The organism is Streptomyces sp. NPDC014734, from assembly GCF_043083325.1.
GTDB lineage: Bacteria > Actinomycetota > Actinomycetes > Streptomycetales > Streptomycetaceae > Streptomyces.
Genome location: NZ_JBIBYN010000018.1, coordinates 12,301 through 34,849, shown reverse-complemented (window position 1 = coordinate 34,849; position 22,549 = coordinate 12,301). Strand labels below are relative to the sequence as shown.

The following is a 22,549-nucleotide window of genomic DNA, read 5'->3' as shown; positions in this document are numbered from 1 at the left end:
ACGGGCGCCGGACGGGGCGTCACGCCGACGGACGGCGCACGGTCAGCCGCCGGCCCACCAGCGGGAGACGGTCCGCCACAGCCGCGTCGGCGCGGACTCGTCCCGCTGGTGCGGAATCCGGCCGGTGGTGGTCGGTTCGGCTGCCGGGGCCGCGGAGTCGTCGACGTCCGCCGTCGTGGACGGCGCCTCCGCTCCATCGGCCGCGGCGGGACCGGGAGAGGGGACGGGCGCCGGAACCGGAGCCGAGTGGCGGGCAGGTGTCGGACCGGTGCTCCGCACGGCCGACTGCACCTCCCAGTCCTGGCGCTGCGGGTTCGGCCGTCCCATGGACGGGGGTTCCTTGTCGTCCTGCGGCGGACGCGCCGCGAAGTCCGCCGGGAGCTCCACCAGGTGCCGGCCCATGAGGTTGCCGATCCACTGCAGCTCGGCGTCGTCGACGGCGAGTTCGAGGTCGGGCAGCCGCATCAGCAGCGCGTCGACACCGACGTCGGCGATGGCGCGTCCGATGTCCTGCCCGGGGCATTCGTGCGGACCGCCGCTGAACGCGAGGTGGGCACGGTTGCCCACCATGTCGGTCGTGCGGTCGGGGCGCACCACCGGGTCGGTGTTGGCCGGTGCGATGCCCACGATCAGGGCGTCGCCCTCGCGGATCTGCTTGCCGCCCAGTTCGGTGTCGCCGACCGCCCAGCGTCCGAAGACGGCGGTGAACGGCGGTTCGTCCCAGAGGGTCTGTTCGACCGCCTCGGGCACGGTCATGTGACCGCCGCTGAGCCTGGCCCGGAAGCGGGGGTCGGTAAGGACCATGCGCAGGACGTTGGCGATCAGGTTGGCGGTCGCCTCGTAGGAGGCGATCAGGATCAGCCGCAGGTGCTCGCTGACCTCCTGGTCGTTCATCCCGGCGGGGTGCTGGACGAGCCAGCTGGCGAAGTCGTCCGCGGGTTCGCGCCGCCGTCGCTTGACGAGCCGGCTCAGCGCGTCCAGGACGTAGGCGTTGCTCGCGACGGCGGTCGCCGTGCCCCGGGTCATGTCACGGGCGGCCTGGACGATCCGGTCGTTGTACTCCTCGGGCATGCCGAGGATCGCGCACATCACCATCATCGGCAGCCGCTCGGCGAACTGGCTGACCAGGTCGACGTGGCCCTCCTGGCAGAAGTCGTTGACGAGCCGGTTGCTGTAGCGGTTGATGTGGCGACGCACCCCGCGGGTGTCGATGCGGCCCATGCTGTCGGTGACCGCACCGCGCTGGCGCTCGTGGGTGGCGCCGTCGGCGAACACGCAGATCGGCTGCCAGGTGAAGATCGGGGCCAGTGGGTGGTCCGGCGCGACGCTGCCGTCCTGCAGGGCCCGCCATCGCCGTGAGTCGCGGGAGAACTGCGAGGGCGTACGGGTCACGTGCAGGTTCTCGCTGTGCCCGAGGACCAGCCAGGCGGGGACGTCCCCGTGCAGCAGGACGGGCGCCACGGTGCCGTGCTCGGCACGCAGCTTGTCGTACAGCCCGTGGGGGTCCCGCTCGGCCTCCGGGCCGTGGATCCGGCGGATTCCGCCGGGGCCGACGCCGAGGCCGTGGGCCGGGCACTCGGGGGGCGGAACCAACCCTCGGGCCGCTCCGGGCTCGTACGAGAAGGGGGTTGTCACGATCGCTCCAGGGATCAGGATTCCAAGGACCAGACTGGGTGCCTGCCGGGTGGCCTTCGGCCGGAAGGCGGACCGGGCGGGGCGCGTGCGATTCCAAGGCGCCGGGATGGCCGAGTGGCTCCGCCACTGGGCCATTTCGGCAACTCCGGAAGCGTCCGCGCCGGGGCGTGGCCGCCCGCTCGGAGGTCACTCGACAGGCTCCGGGGGACGCGCGGGGCTGTGCGCTGCGGTCAGGCGAGCGGGAGGGCCAGACTGTGCAGGTAGCGCATCAGGGTCATCAGCACATCGCGGCTGGAGCCGCGCAGTCGGGCGTCGCAGTCGATCATCGGGACCTCCTCGGGGAGGTCCAGGGCGTTGCGCAGCGCCTCGACGGGGTGTTTCGGGGCGTCGGGGAAGGTGTTGACGGCGACGACGAACGGTACGCCGCGCTCCTCCAGCCGGCCGATGACGTCGAAACTGACTTCGAGGCGGCGGGTGTCGATGAGGACCACCGCGCCGAGGGCGCCTTCGAACAGGCCGTTCCACAGGAACCAGAACCTTTCCTGGCCCGGGGTGCCGAACAGATAGAGAATCAGCTCCTCGCTGATGGAGATCCTGCCGAAGTCCATGGCGACAGTGGTGGCGGTCTTGCTCTCCACGCCGTAGTTGTCGTCCACACCGACACCGGCCTGTGTCATGGTCTCCTCGGTGGTCAGCGGCCGGATCTCGCTGACGGACCCGACCATGGTGGTCTTGCCGACCCCGAACCCGCCGACGATCACGACCTTCACCGCGGCGGTGGCCGTGGTGGGCAGGACGTCCTCGCTCCGGGGGCCGGTAATCGTGTCAGAGCTTCTGAAGTCCATGCATCACCGCTTCGAGGAGGGACCTGTCCGGGAGAGTGGCGCGCACGATGGGCGCGCGCGATTCGATGAGGTCGGCCGCGAGGAGCTCCGTGAGGAGCGACGTCACGACGCTGAAGGGCAGACTCAGGTACGCCGAGATCTCGGCGACGGATAACGGCGCCTGGCAGAGCCTCAGGATCACGGCCTGCTCCGGCTGGACCATCGGGGTCGGCTGGGCCTTCGCGACCACCATGGTCACGAGGTCCAGCGCGGCCCGCTCGCCGGCGTCGGGGTCGCCGGTGAGCACGTACAGCCGTTCCGGGTCGCTCAGTGCCGGATCCGCCGTTCTCCGTTCTCGTCGGGGCGAGTTCATCCGCCCTGCCCGTCATGGCGCGGAGGACTCGTCAGATGGGCGCCGATCCTGACGACCATGTCCCGCATCCGTGCCCCGACGAGGCCGGCGTCGACGGTCTCACCCGCCAGGACCGCGAGGTACGCGCCGGTTCCGGCGGCCATCAGGTAGAAGAAGCCGCCGGTGACCTCGATGACGACCAGGCGCATGATGCCGTCGCTGTAGGGGATCTCGGTGGCGACGGCGGCGGCGAGGCTCTGCAGTCCGGCGCAGGCCGCCGCGAGACGGTCGGCGACGTCGGGGTCGCCGCCGTGCCGGGCGATGCGCAGACCGTCGGCGGAGAGCACCACGATCTGGTGGATGTCCGGTACGTCGTCGGCCAGTTCCTTGAGCATCCAGTCCATGTTTCCCCGCTGCTGGATCACTTGAGGTCTCCCTTGTCCCAGGCGTCGTCAGAGTCTTCGTCGGTCGTCGGCTCCTGCGGCACGCCGTTGACGGCGTTGGTGAAGGCCTCCAGCCAGAGGCCCGGGGGCTGCTGGCCGCCCTTGCCGCCCTCGTTGCCCTGGCCGTGTCCGTTGGCCTGGCCGTTCACATGACCGTTGCGCTGTACCGGCGCCGGTTCGACGGGCGGCGCGGGAAGGTTGTGCGAGCCGAGCGGCGCACGGCCCCGGCTGCGGCGCTGCGGGAGGCCCCCGGCGGTCCATTCGGTCACCACGGGGACGTCGTCCTCCAGGGCGGCCGTGGGGACGATCGGGCGGGTGATGGGTGCGACCGGTCCGGTGGCGGGGCGCTGGGCCACGGGGCGGGGCTTGCGCCGAGCCGGTACGACGTGCTTCATGGCCTCGTGGTCGATGTCGCTGGTGGGCCGCGACGTGGCACCGATGCCGTGGGCGATTCCGGGAGCCGGTCCGGTGGTGATCATTGCGCGGGGCACGATGAGCACGGCCCGGACGCCGCCGTACGCCGACTGCCGCAGCGAGACCTGGAGGTCGTACATGCGGGCGATCCGCCCGACGACGGCCATGCCGAGGCGCGGGGACTCGCCGAGGTCGTTCATGTTGGAGCCCGCCTGTGCCCTGGCGAGCATGTTCTCGGCCCGTCCGCGGGCCTCCTCGCTGAGCGAGACGCCGCCGTCCTCGATCTCGATGGCGATGCCGGTCTGCACCTCGACGGCGGTGACGTGGACCCGGGTCTGCGGCGGTGAGTACCGGGTGGCGTTGTCGAGGAGTTCGGCACAGGCGTGGATGAGCGGCTCGACGGCGGTGCCGATGATGGCGACCTTGGCGATCGAGTGCAGATCGACCCGCGGGTACTCCAGGATGCGGGACATGGCGCCGCGCAGCACGCTGAACAGTGGTACGGGCTTGGGCCATTGGCGGCTGGGCCGGGCACCGCCGAGTACCGCGATGGAGTCGGCGAGACGGCCGATCAGCGCGGTGCCGTGGTCGATGCGGAGCAGGTCGTCGAAGACGTCGGGGTTGCGCCCGTGGTGCTCCTCCATCTCGCGCAGTTCACTGGCCTGGCGGTGAACGATCGCCTGGACCCGGCGGGCGACGTTGACGAAGGCGCGCTGCGCGGAGTCGCGCATCGCCTCTTCGTTGTCGATGATGTTCAGGACCTTGTAGACGAGGGCGCGCTGGGCGTCGGGCAGATCGCCGTAGCGCTCGTCCGCGTCGACGACGTCCCGGAGCACCTCTTCGGGCGAATTGCCCACGCGCAGCCGGTGGATGGCCGCGGGCAGGAGCTCCTTGCTGATCCGCACGGTCTCGTCGTCATGGGTGGCGATGCGGCGTTCCAGTTCGGCGAAGCGCCGTTCGTAGGCCGCGCGCTGGCCACGCAGATCGCGTGCCCGGCGGGCGAGTTGAACGGAGAGAGCGGTGATCACGACGGTGGCGAACGCGCCGCACCAGACGACTGGTATCCGGGCGGGCCCGGAGATCAGCGCGGCCGCGGCGGCGGTCGCGCCGCCGGTCAGGAGTACGGGCAGCAACAGGGCGCGAACGACGGGGGCTTCCCGTTCGGTCGGCGGTGATTCAACACGAACCATCTAGAACCTCTGGCGGTTGATTCGGGAGGTATACGCGCTTGCAGGACACTTGAGAACAAGCACTCGAATTCATCTCAACTCGACTGTGCTGCGCGTGAGCTTAGTCAGATCGAATCAGTGCTTCGGCACATTCACCCAACCCCCTGCGCGAGCGCCCGCGCAGTAATAAACTCACCAGTTTTTGCACGCAGCGCCTCCACGCGTGCGCGGGGAGTGACGAAGGGGTGGAGTCGCCCACGTTCCGGCGGTTCGTGTTCCGCCCAACGGAACGGCGGCGGGGTCCGGGGTTTTCTCAATTCGTGCAGCCACGGGCGCGGTCGGGGCATCTCGCCCGCCGACAACGGACGCACCCACCCCGGCGAGGCCAATCGCGTCCCGCTCCGAGAGACGAGCGCACATGCGATCGAAGTGGATCGAAGGTGCGCATTCTTGACTGAAGGACGGAGTGCGGCGGCCGGCGCCGTACTGTGACCGGAGGTGCCACCACGGAGGTTCACCGGGCCGACACCGTGCGGTTGCCGGGCTCTGCGCCTCCACGCCCGGCTCCGACGGCGACGTGTCGGGAAACTCCGAGGGATTTCGGGGAACTCCGAAGGGCTGCGGAGGACACGGGGAGGTTGACGGTCGCCGAACTTCACCCCGATGGGCCATCCCGGCCCGTCCCCCGGGGGCGTCGTGTCCGGGCCGCATGTCCTGCCGGAGGGCTCCCGCCCCCGTCGGCGCCATGGACCGGGAGCGGGAACGGGAACGGCGTCGGAAGGCGGTCGCGCCCGGGGGGACACCGCCGCGGAGCCCGGATCATGGGCGGCGCGCCCGGAGTTCGCGCGGGTACCGGAAGACGAGCCGAGCAGAACGGACACGCCATGAGGCCGACGCGGGGCTACACCATCGAATCGCTGGACACCGGGCTCCGGCTGATACAACTGCTCCTCACCCACGACAGGCTGACGGTTTCGGAGGCCGCCTCGTTGCTCGCGGTCGGCCGGTCGACGGCCCACCGCGTCCTCAGCACTCTGGTGGGGCGCGGGTTCGCGGCCCGGGATTCCGCCGGACCCGGCTACTCGGCAGGTCCCGAACTGGTGCGGCTCGGGCTGCCCGCCAATTTCGGTGCGGCCGCCCGGCGACGCCTGGGCGCGGTACTGGACGACGCGGCCGGGCGCACCGGCGAGACCGTGCAGAGCACGGCGCTCATCGGGGACCGGATCATCGTCACGGACGGGCGCGAGTCGTCGCACCCGGTGCGGGTGATGCTGGCGCCGGGTCGCACGTATCCGGCCCACGCCACCTCGGGGGGCAAGCTGCTGCTCTCGTCGATGACGAAGGAACAGGTGTGTGCCCTCTATCCGTGCGAGGAACTGTCGCAGCTCACACCGACAACGCTCACCGCACGGTCCGCGCTGTTCACGGAGCTCGACCGTGTCCGCGCGTGCGGGTACGCCGTCAGCCGCGGGGAATCGGTCCGCGGCCTGTACACGGTCGCCGTTCCGCTGGCCGGTTCGAGCCGTCGGGACCGGATGGCGCTGGTGGCGTCGGCGCCCGCCGACCGCGGCGACGACGCGGCGCTGGTTCGCCGCGCCGAGGAACTGCGCCGGTCGGCCGCCCTGTTGGAGGCGGTCTGACAGCGGCGGCTGTTCCGGGACGGCCCCGCCCCGGAACAGCCGCCCCGGCGGCGCGGGGACGGGCGCCGGTGCCTACGCGTCCCAGAGCTCGGTGTCGTGGGCACCGACCGCTGCGACGATGCGGGCCAGCACCTCGGCGGCGGGCCGCGGATCGAGCCGGCGCCCGTCGCGCAGCCGCAGTGCGATCCGGTCGTCGTCGGTCTCCCTCGCACCGACGACCGCCTGGTAGGGCACCAGGCGGGCCTCCCGGACGCGGGCGCCCAGGGTGCCGCGTCCGGGGTCGGAGATCTCGGCCCGCAGCCCCTGGGCCGCGCATCGCCGGACGAGTTCCCGCGCGTGCGGCAGTTCGGCCTGCGAAACCGGGAGGATCGCCACCTGGATGGGGGCGAGCCAGGCGGGGAAGGCCCCACCGTGCTCCTCGACGAGGTGGGCGACGGCCCGCTCCACACTGCCGACGATGCTGCGGTGGATCATGACCGGCCTGTGCCTGGCACCGTCCTCGCCGATGTAGTGGAGACCGAACCGCTCCGGTTGGTGGAAATCGATCTGAACGGTGGACAGGGTGGACTCCCGGCCCGCGCTGTCGGCCACCTGCACGTCGATCTTGGGACCGTAGAACGCGGCCTCGCCGTCGGCCGCCTCGTAGGGCAGACCGGAGCGGTCGAGGACGTCGGTCAGCAGAGCGCCTGCCCGCTCCCACATCCCGGGCGCGGCGACGTACTTCCCTCCGGGCCCGGGGAGGGACAGCCGGTAGCGGGCCGGGCGGATGCCCAGCGCGCGGTGGGCCCCGCGGATCAGCTCCAGCGCCGCACGCACCTCCTCGCCCACCTGTTCCGGGGTGCAGAAGATGTGGGCGTCGTTCAGCTGGATGGCCCTGACCCGGGTCAGGCCGCCGAGCACTCCGGAGAGTTCGGAGCGGTACATGCCGCCCAGTTCGGCCATGCGCAGGGGAAGTTCCCGATGACTGTGGGGCCGGGAGCGGTACATGACGGCGTGGTGCGGGCACAGACTCGGACGCAGCACCATCTGTTCGCCGCCCAGGTCCATCGGCGGGAACATGTCGTCGCCGTAGTGCGACCAGTGTCCGGAGGTCTCGTACAGTTCGCGCTTGCCGAGGACGGGCGAGTACACGTGTCGGTAGCCCGCCCGCAGTTCGACGGTGCGGACGTACTCCTCCAGGGCGTGGCGCACGGCGGCGCCGTCGGGCAGCCAGTACGGCAGTCCCGCGCCGATCAGCGGGTCGGTGTCGAACAGGCCGAGCTCGCGGCCGAGCTTGCGGTGGTCGGGCACGGGGTCCTCCTCGCGGTCGTCGGACGAGTTACCGCAAGGCGAAGCCCCGGGGCACTCGCCCCGGGGCTCCTCACTGCACAAATGTCAGCGCGCCGGGACGTGTTCCGGCGTCGTCGTCATGGCAGCGGGCTTCATGCGGTGGACACTAACAACGGTGCTTCGCCCACCGCGAGGGAATTGTTCACGCGCCGCAGGATCCGCCGCCCCCGCGGGCACCACCGGTCCGGCTCAGCGCCGGCCGCCCCCGATGCGCCCCTCCAGCTGGACCAGCAGCTCGCTGAGCTGGGCGCTGAGCCGACCGCGGGCCTCCTCGTCGAGACCGGACAGCACCGCGCGTTCGTAGGCCAACTGGCGCGGCAGCAACAGGTCCACCAGCTCGCGGCCCTCCTCGGTGAGGCGGACGTGGGCGACGCGCCGGTCGCGCTCGTCGCCGCGCCGGTCGACCAGGCCCCGTTCCTGCAGGACCCGCAGGCGTTTGGTGACGGCGGCGCCGGAGGAGAACGTCTCCCTGGCCAGCTCGCCGGGGGTGAGTTCACGATCCGTGCGGCGTACCGCGCCGAGCAGGTCGAACTCGGCCCGGGTCAGCCCGGCCGCGCGCAGTGGGGCGTCCTCCGCCTGCTGGAGCAGGGCCGCGCACCGGTTGATCCGGCCGATGAGTTCCATGGGTCCGGTGTCCAGCTCCGGGTTGACGGCCTGCCACTGCCGTACCACCGAGGCGACGATGTCGTCGGTCACACCGCTCCGTTCTCCTGGGCGGGTGCGATCAGCCCCCGCCGTGTCGCTGTAGCCGCGAGCGTACGGTGTCCGGCCTGCTCCGCCGCGAGGACCTGCTCCTGGGGCAGGGCCCGCTGCCACCATTCGCCCGTCGCCGTGTCGTCGGCCTCGCGGAGCTCGACGAGCGATCCGGTGAGTCCGCGGCGGGCGGCGTCGAGGTCGGCGGGGGTGGTCTGCGGGGCGGCGAGGGTGTGCACGGCGTGGGCGCGGGCCCGGTCGGTGGCGGCCAGCGCCGCCTCCAGGCGCCCGGCGGCCCGGCGGTTGGTCACCAGCATGGCCGCGAGCAGACCGACCGCGGCGCCGATCACGGTGTCCAGGACCCGGTCGCCGATCAGTTCGCCGGCCGGGTGGGTGCCGGCGAACTCCAGCACCAGCAGCGCCATCGGCGTGACGGCGACGGAACCCAGCCAGTAGTTGCGGGTGATCAGGGCCTCCGCCGCGAAGCCGAAGAAGAGGCAGCAGCCGATGAGCGCGAGGGGCGAGAGGCGGCTGAACGGGAGGACGGCGGCGAAGACGAGAACGCCGAGCAGGTTGCCGAGGGTCCGTTGGAGGGCCCGGTTCCAGGACAGGCTCACATTGGCCTGGTAGAGCGAGGCCGCGGTGACGATCGCCCAGTACGGACGGCCGACACCAGCCGCCTGGGAGACGTATCCGGCCAATGCGCAGCCGAGGAGCGCGCGGGCGCCGATGGGCAGCAGCGGGGAGCCCGGCCCGAGGCTGCGCAGCAGTGCGCGCCGGGCCTCGCGACGTCCTCCGGCACGCCGGGCGGCGCGCTCCGCGTCGATGCCGAACAGCTCGTCGGCCGTACCCGTGGCCGGTGGCGGGGTGGGGACGGGGCCACGGGCCCTGGTCTGCCGGGCCCAGTCCCGGAGCAGGGCGGGGTCGTACGGGGCGAAGTCGGCGGCGCTCCGGGCGAGGGCGGCCTCGGCGTGCACGACGAGGCGTTCCAGCGCCCGTCGCGCGGGGGTGGGCCGGCCGGCGGCGAGCAGGGTCTGCCAGGCCGCGTGCACGGCGGCGGCCGCGGCGTGCCGGGTCCGGTGGCCGGGCCGGGCGACGTACACCGCGGCGGCGTCGAGGGCGCGGGCGGCCGCCCGGCGCTCCGGGCCCTCCCTGCGGACCGCCGCCGGACCGACCGCGACCAGCCACGAGACCGCACCTGCGGCCAGGGTCAGCGCGAGATGACCGGGCACCTGGCCGAGGCGCTGCGGGGCGAAGAGCGCGGCCGAGGTGACGAAGGTGAAGATCACCGGCCCCGGCGGGCCGATGCGGGTGGCGTCGCAGAGCGTCTTCTGCGCGGCCGCGAGCAGGGCGCCCACCGCGATCAGTACCGGGGTCGATCCGGTGAGCGAGGCCGTGACCAGGGACACCGCCAGGCCGACGGCCATCGCGAAGACGACCCCCGCGACGGCCCGGGCACGGCGGGCGTACGGCAGGTTGTGGCCGTACAGCGCGCAGAGCGAACCGGCCATCGTGTACATCACGAGGTCGAGCCGGTCGGCGGCGAGCAGCGCCAGATCCGGTACGGCGGTGGCGACGACGACGCTGGTCGCCGGTTTGAACCACATGTCCGAGGGCCGGGCGAGACGCAGCGGGGCCACCAGCGGGAGCCTGCGGACGGAGGGCCGTCCGGACCGAATAGATGTATCACTCACCCACATATATTAGCAGGTATTACACCCGTAAAAGATTCCCCTTCCGTGCGGCGCCTCCCCGTCGTATGCGGCCCCGATGACCTCTCCCCCGGCCCGGGATCCGCGGGGGGCGGTGTTCCGCGTCCGCCGGGACGCCGAGCTCGGCCGAGGACTGTCCCGTAATCCGTCGTGGACCGGCGCGCGGCGCCGGATGTGGTGCGCCGCAAGGCGGAGGGGCGTCCGCATACTGGATGTATGCGGACGTTCCGACAGTGCGGCGAGGTGCCGCAGCGGTCGTGGTGTGCCCGCCGGGGACTACGGGACAGCCCTTGGCGCTGTGACGAAACAGGTTCACCGGCCCGCGGCGCCCGGCAGGCACTCTTGGTCGCGGCACCGGGCCGTGCCTTCGAACCGGCGTCGTCCGGACCGGGACCGGACCCGCGAGGTCCGGACGCGAGCGACGCCGCCGCCCGCCGGGACGGCCCGACCTCCGCGTCGAAGCCGCCGACGGACGGCGCACGGCCCCCCTTGGAGTTCAGTTGACGTACGAGAGCGATAGCGGACTGCTCGCCCCCGGATGGGCCGGCACCCCCACCGAGACGGCCACCGGCGACGGTGCGCTGCTGCAGGCGATGCTCGACGCCGAGGCGGCCCTGACCCGCGCCCAAGTCGTCTGCGGGCTGGCCCCCGCGACGGCGGGTCGGGCGGTGACGGCGGCGGCCGACGCGAGCCGATTCGACACCCGGGATCTGGCGCTGCGCGCACGCGCGGCCGGCAATCCCGTCGCCCCGCTGGTCGTCGACCTGGTCGCGGCGGTCGCCCCGGACGCCCGGCCGTACGTGCACCGGGGCGCCGGCAGCCAGGACATCCTGGACACGGCAGCCATGCTGGTCGCGGCGCGGGCCCTGGCTCCGGTGCTCGACGACCTGACCCGGGCCGCGGACGCGGTGGCGCGGCTCGCCGTCGCCCATCGCAACACCCCGATGGCCGGCCGCACCCTCACCCAGCACGCCGTGCCGACCACCTTCGGGCTGAAGGCGGCCGGCTGGCGCGTGCTGATCCTCGACGCACGGGACCGGCTGTCGGCCGTGCGGGAGTCCCTGCCGGTGCAGCTCGGGGGCGCGGCGGGGACGCTGGCGGCGTTCGACGCCCTCGCGCGCGTCGACGGCGGCCGAACCCCCGCCGAGGACCACGGTCCGGGCCTGCCGCTCGTCCAGGCGTTCGCCAATGAACTCGGCCTGGCCGAACCGCTGTTGCCATGGCACAGCCTGCGCACACCGATCGCCGACCTGGCCGGCGCGCTCGCCTTCACCGCGGGCGCCCTGGGCAAGCCGGCGGCCGATGTGCTCACCCTGTCCCGCACCGAGATCGGCGAGGTGACCGAGGGGCGGGGCGGTGGCTCGTCCACCATGCCGCACAAGGCCGACCCGGTGCGGTCCACGCTGATCGCGGCGGCCGCGCGCCGCGCCCCGGGGCTGGCGGCCACGCTGTACGGATCGCTGGCCGCGGGGGACGAACGGCCGGCCGGGGCCTGGCATGCCGAGTGGGAGCCGCTGCGCGAACTGCTCAGGCTCGTCGGCGGGGCCGCGCACGGCGTCGCGGAACTCGCCGACGGGCTGCGCGTCGTCCCGTACGCCATACGGGAGAACCTCCAGCTCACCGACGGGCTGATCGTCTCGGAAAGGCTGGCCGCCGTGTTCGCCGAGCGGATCGGCCGGAAACGGGCGAGGGAGGTTCTGGTGAACGCCGCCGCACGGGCCCGCGCGGAGACCACGGACCTGTCCGACGTCCTCGCCGACGTCCTGGACGAGGAACCGGAACTCGCCGGTCTCGATCTGGCCGAACTCACCGAACCCGCCCGGTACACCGGCAGCGCGGGGCCGCTCACCGACCGGGCGCTGGACCGGGGGTGACCGCTGCCGTCGTCCCGTCGCGCCCCCTCCGTACGGGGAAACGACGGGGCGGTGCCAGGACGTCGTGACACCCGGCACGGATGCTCCGCCCCGGCGGGGGCACGATTCGGCCCCGCTTCGGCCCACCCATCATTGAAGTTTCACGCACCACGTACGATGGCGAGGATGAACCGACCGAGTGAACCGGCACACCGACGTGGCCCGAGCGCCACCGCGTCGGTGGTTCTCGGCTGGCTGTTCGTGCTGTGCGCGCTCATCACGTGCTGCTCGCTCCCGGGCACGGCCCCGGCCGCGCACCACTCGGACGCGGCCCGTGCCGCTGCCGCCGCCCGCACCGTGACTCCGGTGCACCAGGTCGCCGTACCGACCGTGCGGGCCGACGCCCCCGAGGACCGGAGCGCGGGCAGTTCCTGTCACGGAACGCCCGAGCACACGGCACCCGTCGTGATATCCGGTCAGAGCGCGCCCGTGGCGCCTCCCGGCGTGAGCGCCACGGCTCCGGCCGTCCCGCTCACCGGAGCCGCCACGATCCGCGGCCCCTCCAACGACGCCGTGCGGGAAGTCGACCATCTCCGTCTGCAGGTTCAACGGATCTAGAGGCAGGGCCCGTTCCCGGGTACCCCGAGGAACGTTCTCCGGCATGCCCAAAGCCTCATCCGTACGTCGAACCGAAGGACTCCCATGGCTTCCGCCGACAAGCAGAACAACCCTGCCGCCGCACGCCGCGCCAAGCTGGAGGAGGCCCGCCGCAAGGAGCGGGCCCGCGAGCGGCGCAGCCGTCTCCTCACCATCGCCGCGTCCGTCGCGGTGGTCGCCGCGCTCGTCGCGGGCGGCGGCTATCTGATGTCCGCCGCCGACAAGAAGGAAAAGGCCGAGACCGAGGCCAAGAGCTCCCCCGTGCGGGGTGAGCGGACCTGGGACAAGCTCTCCCAGAACCACGTCGGGACGAAGGTCGACTACCCGATGAACCCGCCGGTCGGCGGCGACCACAACCCGGTGTGGATGAACTGCGACGCCGATGTCTACACCGAGCCGATACCGAACGAGAACGCCGTCCACTCGCTGGAGCACGGCGCGGTCTGGGTGACGTACACGAAGAAGGCGGACCCGGACGACGTCAAGAAGCTCGGCGACCGGGTGAGGGCGACGCCCTACTCCCTGATGAGCCCGGTCGAGGACCAGGCCGCCCCGCTCGTGCTCAGTGCCTGGGGCAGCCAGGTGACGGTGACGAGCGCCTCCGACGCCCGTGTGGAGCAGTTCTTCACCAAGTACGTGCAGGGGCCTCAGACCCCCGAACCCGGCGCGGCCTGCACCGGCGGAGTCGCACGATGACGTCCCCGGTCCGGGTCTCGCGCCCGATGACGGTGGCGGGCGCGGCGGTGCTGCTGCTGGCGCTGGGGCTCGTCGCCCTGATGCTCGCCGGGCCCTCCTCCTCCGCGGACCCCGCCGCGTCGTCGGCCGCGCCCTCGGACACCTCGGTCGACGTCGGGTTCGCCCGCGACATGTCGATCCACCATCAGCAGGCGGTCGAGATGTCGTTCATCGTGCGGGACCGCACGACCGATGTGGAGGTGCGCCGGCTCGCGTACGACATCATCAACACCCAGGCCAATCAGCGCGGCATGATGCTCGGCTGGCTGGAGATGTGGGGTCGGCCGAAGTCCTCCGGCGCTCCTCCCATGGCGTGGATGGGGCACAGCTTCACGCCCCGGGGCGACGGTTCGCTGATGCCGGGCATGGCGACCGACACCGAACTCGACGCGCTGCGGAAGGCGAAGGGCCGGGCCGCGGAGGTGATGTACCTGAAGCTGATGACGACGCATCACCGCGCTGGCGCGGAGATGGCCCGGGCGGCGGCCGACGCGGCGGGCACCGAGGAGATCGGGAACCTGGCGGCGGGCATGGTCCGGGGCCAGCAGTCGGAGATCGGACTCATGGCGGACATGCTCACGGCCCGCGGTTCGGGCGCCTGAGCACCGGCGCCCCCGGACACACCGCTGCGCGCCGGCGGCCCGTACGCGCGCGGGCCGGTGCACGGCGCCCCGCGCACTCCGGCGTGCGGCCCGTTCGCGGCGGGTGCACCGCTCCGCGCACGGGCCGCGCCCGCCCCCGCGACGCCCGTGCGAAGGGGGCCGTCCCCCCTTCGCACGGGCGTCGCGGGGGCCGGTGCCCCGTCGCATAGGCTCGGCCCCCTATGAAGCGCAACCTCGCACCGCTGGGGCCGAAGGCCGACCAGGACACCGTGCGCCGGAGCAATCTCAGCCTGGTGCTGCGGGCCGTCCGTGACGAGGGCGAGACCACCAGGGCCCAGGTGGCCTCGCGGGTGGGGCTGACCCGGGCCGCCGTGTCCTCGCTCGTCGAGCAGCTCCTCGGGCTCGGCCTCCTCACCGAGTACGGCAAGGCGTTCAGCGGGCAGGCGGGGCGCCCCGGCACCGTGCTCCGGGTGGCGCACACCGGTCCGGCCGGGCTCGGCGCGGAGATCAACGTCGATTACGTGTCGGTGTGCGTCGTCGATCTGGCGGGCACCGACCGGGTACGCCTCACCGAACATCTGGACAATCGCGGCACACCACCGGCGCGGGTGCTGGCGCGGGCGGCCCGCATCGCCGCGCGCGCCCTGGATTCGGCACGCGAGCAGGGGCTGTTCCCGGTGGGGGCGGCGCTGGCGCTGCCCGGCCTGGTCTCCGACGGCTCGGTGCGTCAGGCTCCCAACCTCGGCTGGAGCCACGTCCCGGCCGAGGAGATCTTCGCCGCCTCGCTCGCCGAGCGGTGCCCCGGGCACGGTGTGCTCCCGGTGGGTTCGGAGAACGAGGCCAATCTGGCGGCCCTCGCCGAGTTCTGGTTCGGCGGGCTCGACCCGATCCGCTCCTTCGTCCACGTGACGGGCGAGACCGGTGTCGGTGGCGCCCTGGTCATCGACGGTGAACTCCTGCGCGGGGCCCACGGTTTCGCCGGCGAGATCGGGCATGTGGTGGTGGACGCGGAGGGCCCGGAGTGCAGGTGCGGCTCGCGGGGCTGTCTGGAGCGGTACGCGGGGCAATCGGCACTGCTGCGGGCGGCGGGCATCGAGGAGGCCGGTGCCGGGGCCGGGGTCGCCGAGCTGGAGCGCCGCGCGACGGACGGCGACGCGCGGGCGGTGGCCTCGCTCGCGGAGGCCGGCCGGATGCTGGGGCGGGTGCTGTCCGGGGCGGTGAATCTGCTCGACCCCGACGCGGTGGTACTCGGCGGGATCTACCGGAACCTGATGCCGTGGCTCTCGCCCGCCGCCGACGAGGAGCTGTCCGCCCGTGTGGTGTCCGGGCTCTGGTCGCCCGGTGACGGGCGGCTGCGCGCCTCCTCGGTGGCGGGTGACGCGGCACGCGGTGCCGCGGCGCTGGTGACGGCGGGGGTGCTGGCCGACCCGGTGGCGTACGGGCCGGAGCGGACGGCCGACTGATCCGGACGGTCAGCGGACCGCGAGCAGATGGTCCATCGCCAGTTGGTCCAGCGCCTCGAACGCCATCCCCCGCTCAGCCGCCGCGTCCACGTCGAACTCCTCGTACGCCGACCGGTCGGCCAGCAGCCCGGCGACGCCGTCCTCGGCGGTCGGACGGGCCAGTTCGTCGAGCCGGGACGCGCGCAGGGCCTCCCGCACCACGGGGTCGGCCCGGAAGGCCTCGGCGCGTTCCTTCAGGATCAGGTAGTTGCGCATGCAGCCCGCCGCCGAGGCCCGGACGCCTTCGTGGTCCTCGGTGCGCGGGGGCTTGAAGTCGAAGTGCCGCGGGCCTTCGTAACCTGCCGTCTCCAACAGGTCGACCAGCCAGAACGCCTGGCGGAGGTCGCCCGCGCCGAAGCGCAGGTCCTGGTCGTACTTGATGCCGGACTGGCCGTTCAGATCGATGTGGAACAGCTTGCCCGCCCAGAGTGCCTGCGCGATGCCGTGCGGGAAGTTGAGTCCGGCCATCTGCTCGTGCCCGGTCTCCGGGTTGACGCCGACCAGTTCGGGCCGTTCGAGACGCTCGATGAAGGCGAGCGCGTGGCCGATGGTCGGCAGCAGGATGTCGCCGCGTGGCTCGTTCGGCTTGGGCTCGACGGCGAACCGCAGGTCGTAGCCCTGTTCGGTCACGTAGTCGCCGAGCAGGTCGAAGGCCTCCTTCATCCGGTCGAGGGCGACCCGGACGTCCTTGGCCGCGCCCGATTCGGCGCCCTCGCGGCCGCCCCAGGCCACATAGGTGGTGGCGCCGAGTTCGACGGCGAGGTCGATGTTGCGCAGGGTCTTGCGCAGGGCGTAGCGGCGTACGTCCCGGTCGTTGGCGGTGAACGCGCCGTCCTTGAACACCGGATGGGTGAAGAGGTTCGTGGTCGCCATGGGAACGACGAGCCCGGCCGCGTCCAGCGCCTGCCGGAACCGCTTCACGATCCCCTCGCGCTCGCTGTCCGTCGAGCCGAACGGAATCAGGTCGTCGTCGTGGAACGTCACACCGTACGCGCCGAGTTCGGCGAGCATCCGCACCGAGTCGACCGGGTCGAGTGCCGTGCGGGTCGCGTCGCCGAAGGGATCACGGCCTTGCCAGCCCACCGTCCAGAGGCCGAAGGTGAACCTGTCCGCGGGGGTGGGCGTGAAGCGTTCCGTCATCGTCTGACCGCCTTCGTGCCGTCGGGTCTCCCGGGCCGGGCCGACCCCGGACCCTATTTGTTCGCTGACTTGACCAATCATGCAGGCACGGTCGCCCGGCCGTAACCCCACGGGCTCGGTCAACCGTCGCGGGGGAGCGCGGCGTCGTAGCCCTCCGCTGCCGACGACGGCGTCCGTGCCGTAATTTGTTTCCCCTACGATCGATTGCCCGGACAGGAGGGAGGCCGCCCGTGCCGCCGCGTGCCGTCGTCATCGGCGTGGACAGCTCCACGCAGTCCACCAAGGCCGCCGTCGTCGACGCGGGGACCGGCCGGCCGCTCGCCGTCGGTCGCGCGCCGAACACGGTCACCGGCACGGCGGGGGCGCGGGAGAGCGACGCCGAAGGCTGGTGGCGGGCGCTGTGCGAGGCCGTCGCCCACGGGTTGCGGGAATCCGGTGTCCCCGCCTCCGCCGTGGCGGGCATCGCGGTCGCCGGGCAGCAGCACGGACTCGTCGTCCTCGACCGGTCGGGGCGCCCGCTGCGTCCGGCCATGCTGTGGAACGACACCCGTTCCGCCCCGCAGGCCGCCGCCCTGACGGCGGCGCTGGGCGGCCCCGACGCCTGGATCGCACGGACCGGATCGGTTCCGGTGGCCTCCGTCACCGCCTCGAAGTGGCAGTGGCTGCGCGAGAACGAACCGCGGGCCGCCGAGGCGACGGCCGCCGTCCGCCTCCCCCACGACTTCCTCACCGAGCGCCTGGCGGGCGTCGCCGCCACCGACCCGGGGGACGCCTCGGGCACCGGCTGGTACTCCACCGCGACCGGCTCGTACGATCCCGCGCTGCTCCGGCTGATCGGCCTGGACGCCTCGTTGCTGCCGGAGGTGGCCGAGGGCGGGGCGACGCGCGTCGGCCCGCTGACCGTCGCCGCGGCCGATGCCCTGGGACTGCCCGCCGGGATCACCGTGGCCGCCGGAACCGGGGACAACATGGGCGCCGCGGTGGGTCTGGGGCTGGGCGGCGGGGGTCTGCTGGACCGGCCGGTGCTCAGCCTCGGCACCTCGGGAACGGTCTTCGCCGCCTCCCGGGCCCGGCCCGCGTCGACGGCGCTGTCCGGATTCGCCGCGACGGACGGCACGTACCTCCCCCTGGCATGCACGCTCAACTGCACACTCGCCGTGGACAGGATCGCCGCGCTGCTCGGTCTGGACCGCGAGGACGCCGCCCCCGGCGGCGAGGCCGTGCTCCTTCCGTACCTCGACGGCGAACGCACCCCCGATCTGCCCACCGCCTCCGGTCTGCTGACCGGTCTGCGGCACGACACCACGGCCCAGCAGCTCCTCGGCGCCGCGTACGAGGGCGCGGTGGTCACCGTGCTGCACGCCCTGGACGAACTGCTGCGGGCCTGTGGCCTCGATCCGGCCGACCCGGAGGTGGCCGCCCGGCCGCTGCGGCTGATCGGCGGCGGGGCCCGCGGGCGCACCTGGGTGGAGACGGTGCGGCGACTTTCCGGCCGGCCGGTGATCGTGCCCGCCGCGGACGAGTTCGTGGCGCTCGGGGCGGCCGCACTGGCCGCCGCGGCGGCGACGGACGGGGATCCGGTCGCGATCGCCACCGGCTGGGGCACCGGAGAGGGCACCCGACTGCCCGCGCTCCGGCGCGATTCGGCGACGTGGGAACGGGTGGGATCGGTGCTGGAACACGCGGCCCGCTCGCTGTCGGCACCGGTCCCCCGCCCGTGGACCGGTGCTCCCGGCTCCCCCGGCTGATCACATGTCACCCGGTTCCGATCACCCGTCACCCGGCCCCCGGCGTACGGGACGAGGGGCGTCGTACCGCGCTCCGCACCGGTTTGGGGTAGCGAAGCAATCTTCAATAGTATCCGGCGATGATCATAAGAAGAAGGCTGACGGTCGGGGTGGGCATCCTGCTCGCCACCCTGACCGCCGGGCTCGGTTCGGCGCTGCCCGCCGCGGCCGACGAAACCCCCACCAAGGCTCCCCCCAAGGTCGAGTTGGTGCTCGACGTCAGCGGTTCCATGCGGACCCGCGACATCGACGGCCAGTCCCGCATGGCGGCGGCGAAGAGGGCGTTCAACGAGGTTCTGGACGCGGTGCCGGAACAGGTCGAGCTGGGCATCCGGACACTCGGCGCCGACTACCCGGGCAACGACCGGAAGGTCGGCTGCAAGGACACCAAACAGCTCTACCCGGTCGGTCCGCTGGACCGGACCGAGGCGAAGACCGCGGTGGCCACCCTCGCCCCCACCGGCTGGACCCCGATCGGCCCGGCGCTGCTCGGTGCGGCCGACGACCTCGAAGGCGGGGACACCACCCGCCGGATCGTGCTGATCAGCGACGGCGAGGACACCTGCGGCCCGCTCGACCCGTGCGAGGTGGCCCGCGACATCGCGGCCCGCGGCATCCATCTCGTCATCGACACCCTGGGCCTGGTGCCGAACGCGAAGATCCGTGAGCAGCTGACGTGCATCGCCGAGGCCACCGGCGGCACCTACACCGCGATCCAGCACGCCGACGAACTCTCGGGCCGTGTCAAGCAGTTGGTGGACCGGGCCGCCGAGCCGGTCGTCACCCCGGTGGCGACCGAGGGCGCGGACCGCTGTTCCAAGGCTCCCGAGCTCAAGGCGGGTCTGTACACCGACCGGGAGAAGATCGGCGAGCACCGCTGGTACCGGGTGGACGTGCGGCCCGGTCAGGAGTTGCGTGCCTCGGTCAGCGTCTCGGCCGACCGTGCCGTGAACAATGACTACGGCGTGCTACTGCGCGCGGTGACCGTGCACGGACGGGAGATCGTCCGGGGCTCCGAGTCGGGCACCGGGCGCACCGACGCCATCTCCTCCGGCCTGCGCTACCCGAAGCCCGAGCAGGACGCCGAGGAGGACGGCACCGAGCCTCCCGCGGAGACCGTGTGCCTCCAGGTCAGCAACTCCTTCTCGGCCCCGGCCTCGGTGAAGACCGCACCGGGCATGCCGGTCGAGCTGACCGTGGACCTGGTGGACGCCCCCGACGACGCCGCCGATGTCGCCGCGTTCGGCCTCGGCCGCGGCTGGTGGCTGCTGGGCGTCCTGGTGCTCACCGGCCTGGTCGCGGGTCTGCTGACCGGCTGGATCTCGCGCTGGCGCATCGCCGTCTGGAGGACCAACTGATGACGCGTACGACTCGTGTGCTCGCGGGGGCGCTGCTGGCCGGGCTCGCCCTGCTGACCTCGGCGGGCGCCGCGGCGGCCGACGACCCGTCGGCGAGCCCGAGCCCGAGCGCCTCCGACGGCGCGTCGGGCCCCACCGAGGCCGGCACCACCTTCCGTACCGCCACGGCGATCCAGCAGAACCAGCGGGCCACCGCCGGGGCGTCCACGGGTGACTACCTGTACTGGGTCTTCCCCGCCGACGCCGGCCAGCGGGCCACCGTCAGGGCGAAGGTCGAGCTGCCGCAGAACGCGACCCGGCACGGCACGTCGACCTGGCAGATCGACGTGTACGACGGGCTGCGGCGCCGCCAGGCGTGCATGTACGGGCGCCAGACCGGGAAGGCGGCGCCCGACGCCACGTCGGTCGAGCTGACCTGCGTGCTGCGGACCGTCCGCGCCTGGTCGGAGCCGTGGGCCGACGACCCGCTGCCGGGCAGCTACTACGTCCGCCTCACGGTCGTCGACCTGCCTTCGGCGGACCTCGGCCTTCCGGTCCGGACCGAGATCGAGGTCGGCGCGGTCGACAAGGGCGGCGCGGCGGACGTGGACGGCACGCTCGCCGAGCCGCTGGTCCCGGGCGCGTCCTCCGTCGAGCAGGCGTCGGACCCGTCGGCCGCGACGGGCGACGCCAAGCCGGCCAGGGTGTCGCTCGGCAGCGAACCCGAGGACGGCTGGGCCTCCGGCTGGTGGACCGACCGCTGGCTGTGGACCGTCGGCGGCGGTGTCCTCGGCGCGATCGCGGCGGTGTTCGGCTACTCCCTCACCCGCGGCAGCGGGCGTCCGTCCCGGGTCCCGCCGGGCGTCTGACCCGTCCGTCGCACGACGGGCCCGTGCGCGGGCCTCGCCCGCTCCCGCCGTCGCACCGTGCGCGGGGCGGAACCCGGTCCGGGCCCGGGCCGGGAGCTCTTCCCACCGAACCGCGGGGCGGGATCGGGTCCCGGTCCCGCCCCGCGGTGTCGGGCCCGCCGCTCCCCGCTCGCCGGTTCCGGGCCGCTTTCCCCTCCTCGCCGATACCCTCGACAACTCACGTACGGCATACGGCAGATGAAGGTGTCGGTACCGCGCGACCGGTCCGGGTGCCCGGCCTGCGCACACCGACGCGGACGCGCCACGAGGGAGCGGAGACTCTCATGTCCACGGAAACCGGCCCGGTCACGGGCGCCTCGCCACGGGTCCCCGCGATCGCCCCCGGCCCGAAGGGGCTGCCGATTCTCGGGAGCCTGCCCCCGTTCGCGAAGGACCCGCTCACCTTCTTCGAACGACTGCGCGACCACGGGGACATGGTCGGCTGGCGATTCGGTCCCAACCGGTGCGTGTACGTCGCCGATCCGGAGTACATCGGCGAACTGCTCACCGAGACGGAACGCACCTTCGACCAGCCCGCCCTCGGCATCGCGTTCCGTACCGTGATGGGCAACGGCGTGGTGGTCGCCCGGGGCGCCGAATGGCGGCGCAAGCGCTCCCTGGTCCAGCCCTCCGTACGCCCCAGGCAGGTGCGGTCGTACGCGGCGACGATGGCGCAGAGCGCGGTACAGCTGGCGGACTCCTGGTCGGACGGCGAACGCGTCGACGTCGGACGGGAGATGACCGCGCTGACGCGGCGGATCGCGGTCCGCACCATCTTCGGCGTCGACACCCGGGCCGACGCCGACACGATGGGCCGCGCGATGGAGGTGGCCCTGCGGGAGATCGGCAAGGAGTTCGCGGGGATCGGGGCGCTGCTGCCCGACTGGGTGCCGACACCGGGCCGGGCGAGGATCAGGAGGGCTGCCGCGGTCATCGACGCCGAGGTGGGCAGGGTCGTCGCCCGCCGTCGCGACGGCGGGGACGACGGTCGGCCCGACCTGCTCAGCCGGTTGCTGACGGCGGTCGACGGGACCGGGGCGCGCCTCACCGACCGGGAAATACGCGACGAGACGGTCACCCTGTACATCGGAGGGCACGAGACGACCAGCTCGACCCTGGTGTGGGCCTGGTATCTGCTGTCCCGCGAGCCCCGGGTGCGCGAGGCCCTGGTCGAGGAACTGGACCGGGTCCTCGGTGGGCGGGAGCCGGAGTTCGAGGACTACGCCCGGCTGACGTACACCCAGTCGGTGATCAAGGAGACCCTGCGGCTCTACCCGACGATCTGGCTGGTCACCGGCGTCGCCAAGGCCGGGGCGCGGATCGGCGGCATACCGCTGCCGGAGGGCACCAGGGTGTGGACCAGTCAGTGGGCCACACACCGTGACGAGCGCTGGTTCCCCGAACCGGAGAGGTTCCGCCCCGAACGATGGGACGCGAAGGACGGCGACGACATCGCGGAGTACGCCTGGTTCCCGTTCGGCGGAGGCCCCCGGGCCTGCCTCGGCACCCGGTTCGCGATGGTCGAGGCGGTACTGGTCCTCGCCGTGCTGGCACGCCGCTTCACCCTGGAGATCGACCCCGGCGTCATCAACCCGGTACCGGCGCTGACACTGCAACCGGACCGCGAGGTGAGGGCGACGGTCCGGGCACGGTAGCGGGACACGAACGGCACGGGCGGGCCGCGACAGCCCCGTGGGGGGGGGGCCCCCCCGGGGGGGCCCCCCCCGGGGGCCCCCGCCCCCCCCCCCAAAACCCCAAATTATACACCGACAATAACAATGTGGGGGCGGGGGGGGGGGTGCGGGGCCACAAGGCCG

At 73.0% G+C, this 22,549-nt stretch carries 19 protein-coding genes; 10 read left to right on the top strand and 9 right to left on the bottom strand.

Features of this window, described 5'->3' with window-relative positions; genetic code table 11:
* Positions 1-42: 42 nt before the first annotated feature.
* From ACF1CT_RS25590 to ACF1CT_RS25570, 5 genes are all read right to left on the bottom strand, one after another.
* Positions 43-1,635: a cytochrome P450 gene (locus ACF1CT_RS25590; protein WP_391786289.1), complete on the bottom strand. Its 1,593-nt coding sequence runs from the start codon at positions 1,633-1,635 to the stop codon at positions 43-45.
* Between the two features lie 230 nt (positions 1,636-1,865).
* Positions 1,866-2,480, bottom strand: coding sequence for an ATP/GTP-binding protein (locus ACF1CT_RS25585; protein ID WP_391786288.1), 615 nt, complete (start codon positions 2,478-2,480; stop codon positions 1,866-1,868).
* On the bottom strand, positions 2,461-2,832 hold the full coding sequence (locus ACF1CT_RS25580) for a DUF742 domain-containing protein (RefSeq protein WP_391786287.1): 372 nt from the start codon (positions 2,830-2,832) through the stop codon (positions 2,461-2,463). The genes ACF1CT_RS25585 and ACF1CT_RS25580 overlap by 20 nt, the downstream gene beginning before the upstream one ends.
* Complete coding sequence (locus ACF1CT_RS25575; protein WP_376237824.1) at positions 2,829-3,236, bottom strand: roadblock/LC7 domain-containing protein; 408 nt, start codon at positions 3,234-3,236, stop codon at positions 2,829-2,831. Before ACF1CT_RS25575 ends, ACF1CT_RS25580 begins: the two co-directional genes overlap by 4 nt.
* A complete protein-coding gene (locus ACF1CT_RS25570) occupies positions 3,233-4,858 on the bottom strand; it encodes a sensor histidine kinase (RefSeq protein ID WP_391786286.1) in 1,626 nt (541 codons plus the stop codon). The genes ACF1CT_RS25575 and ACF1CT_RS25570 overlap by 4 nt, the downstream gene beginning before the upstream one ends.
* 863 nt (positions 4,859-5,721) lie before the next feature.
* On the opposite strand from ACF1CT_RS25570, the gene ACF1CT_RS25565 reads away from it, so the two are divergent.
* Positions 5,722-6,477: an IclR family transcriptional regulator gene (locus tag ACF1CT_RS25565; protein ID WP_391786285.1), complete on the top strand. Its 756-nt coding sequence runs from the start codon at positions 5,722-5,724 to the stop codon at positions 6,475-6,477.
* Between the two features lie 72 nt (positions 6,478-6,549).
* On the opposite strand, the gene thrS is transcribed toward ACF1CT_RS25565, so the two are convergent.
* From thrS to ACF1CT_RS25550, 3 genes are all read right to left on the bottom strand, one after another.
* Complete coding sequence (thrS, locus tag ACF1CT_RS25560) at positions 6,550-7,767, bottom strand: threonine--tRNA ligase (RefSeq protein WP_391786284.1); 1,218 nt, start codon at positions 7,765-7,767, stop codon at positions 6,550-6,552.
* Positions 7,768-7,995: 228 nt separating this feature from the next.
* Positions 7,996-8,502 carry a MarR family winged helix-turn-helix transcriptional regulator gene (locus ACF1CT_RS25555; RefSeq protein WP_391786283.1) on the bottom strand — a complete coding sequence of 169 codons (507 nt, stop codon included), beginning with the start codon at positions 8,500-8,502 and terminating at the stop codon, positions 7,996-7,998.
* Positions 8,499-10,193, bottom strand: a complete 1,695-nt coding sequence (locus tag ACF1CT_RS25550) for an FUSC family protein (protein ID WP_391786282.1) — start codon at positions 10,191-10,193, stop codon at positions 8,499-8,501. Before ACF1CT_RS25550 ends, ACF1CT_RS25555 begins: the two co-directional genes overlap by 4 nt.
* A 518-nt stretch (positions 10,194-10,711) precedes the next feature.
* Here ACF1CT_RS25550 and pcaB point away from each other — a divergent pair.
* From pcaB to ACF1CT_RS25525, 5 genes are all read left to right on the top strand, one after another.
* On the top strand, positions 10,712-12,085 hold the full coding sequence (pcaB, locus tag ACF1CT_RS25545) for a 3-carboxy-cis,cis-muconate cycloisomerase (protein ID WP_391786281.1): 1,374 nt from the start codon (positions 10,712-10,714) through the stop codon (positions 12,083-12,085).
* A 165-nt stretch (positions 12,086-12,250) separates the two neighbouring features.
* On the top strand, positions 12,251-12,682 hold the full coding sequence (locus tag ACF1CT_RS25540) for a hypothetical protein (RefSeq protein ID WP_391786280.1): 432 nt from the start codon (positions 12,251-12,253) through the stop codon (positions 12,680-12,682).
* Positions 12,683-12,766: 84 nt separating this feature from the next.
* On the top strand, positions 12,767-13,417 hold the full coding sequence (locus tag ACF1CT_RS25535; RefSeq protein WP_391786279.1) for a DUF3105 domain-containing protein: 651 nt from the start codon (positions 12,767-12,769) through the stop codon (positions 13,415-13,417).
* Positions 13,414-14,058, top strand: a complete 645-nt coding sequence (locus tag ACF1CT_RS25530) for a DUF305 domain-containing protein (protein ID WP_391786278.1) — start codon at positions 13,414-13,416, stop codon at positions 14,056-14,058. Before ACF1CT_RS25535 ends, ACF1CT_RS25530 begins: the two co-directional genes overlap by 4 nt.
* 221 nt (positions 14,059-14,279) lie before the next feature.
* Positions 14,280-15,521 (top strand): ROK family protein, encoded by a 1,242-nt coding sequence (locus ACF1CT_RS25525; RefSeq protein WP_391786277.1) that lies wholly within the window; start codon positions 14,280-14,282, stop codon positions 15,519-15,521.
* A 9-nt stretch (positions 15,522-15,530) separates the two neighbouring features.
* Here ACF1CT_RS25525 and xylA read toward each other — a convergent pair whose 3' ends face one another.
* Positions 15,531-16,700, bottom strand: a complete 1,170-nt coding sequence (gene xylA, locus ACF1CT_RS25520) for a xylose isomerase (RefSeq protein ID WP_391786276.1) — start codon at positions 16,698-16,700, stop codon at positions 15,531-15,533.
* Positions 16,701-16,930: 230 nt separating this feature from the next.
* Between xylA and xylB the strand changes: the two genes are divergently transcribed.
* The 4 genes from xylB to ACF1CT_RS25500 all read left to right on the top strand — a co-directional run bounded on the left by xylB (position 16,931) and on the right by ACF1CT_RS25500 (position 22,387).
* Positions 16,931-18,448, top strand: a complete 1,518-nt coding sequence (gene xylB / locus ACF1CT_RS25515) for a xylulokinase (RefSeq protein WP_391786275.1) — start codon at positions 16,931-16,933, stop codon at positions 18,446-18,448.
* A gap of 119 nt (positions 18,449-18,567) precedes the next feature.
* The gene (locus ACF1CT_RS25510; RefSeq protein WP_391786274.1) at positions 18,568-19,845 is read left to right on the top strand and encodes a VWA domain-containing protein; all 1,278 of its coding nucleotides are present in this window, start codon (positions 18,568-18,570) and stop codon (positions 19,843-19,845) included.
* The gene (locus tag ACF1CT_RS25505; protein WP_391786273.1) at positions 19,845-20,693 is read left to right on the top strand and encodes a hypothetical protein; all 849 of its coding nucleotides are present in this window, start codon (positions 19,845-19,847) and stop codon (positions 20,691-20,693) included. The genes ACF1CT_RS25510 and ACF1CT_RS25505 overlap by 1 nt, the downstream gene beginning before the upstream one ends.
* 323 nt (positions 20,694-21,016) lie before the next feature.
* A complete protein-coding gene (locus ACF1CT_RS25500; RefSeq protein ID WP_391786272.1) occupies positions 21,017-22,387 on the top strand; it encodes a cytochrome P450 in 1,371 nt (456 codons plus the stop codon).
* Positions 22,388-22,549: the final 162 nt, after the last annotated feature.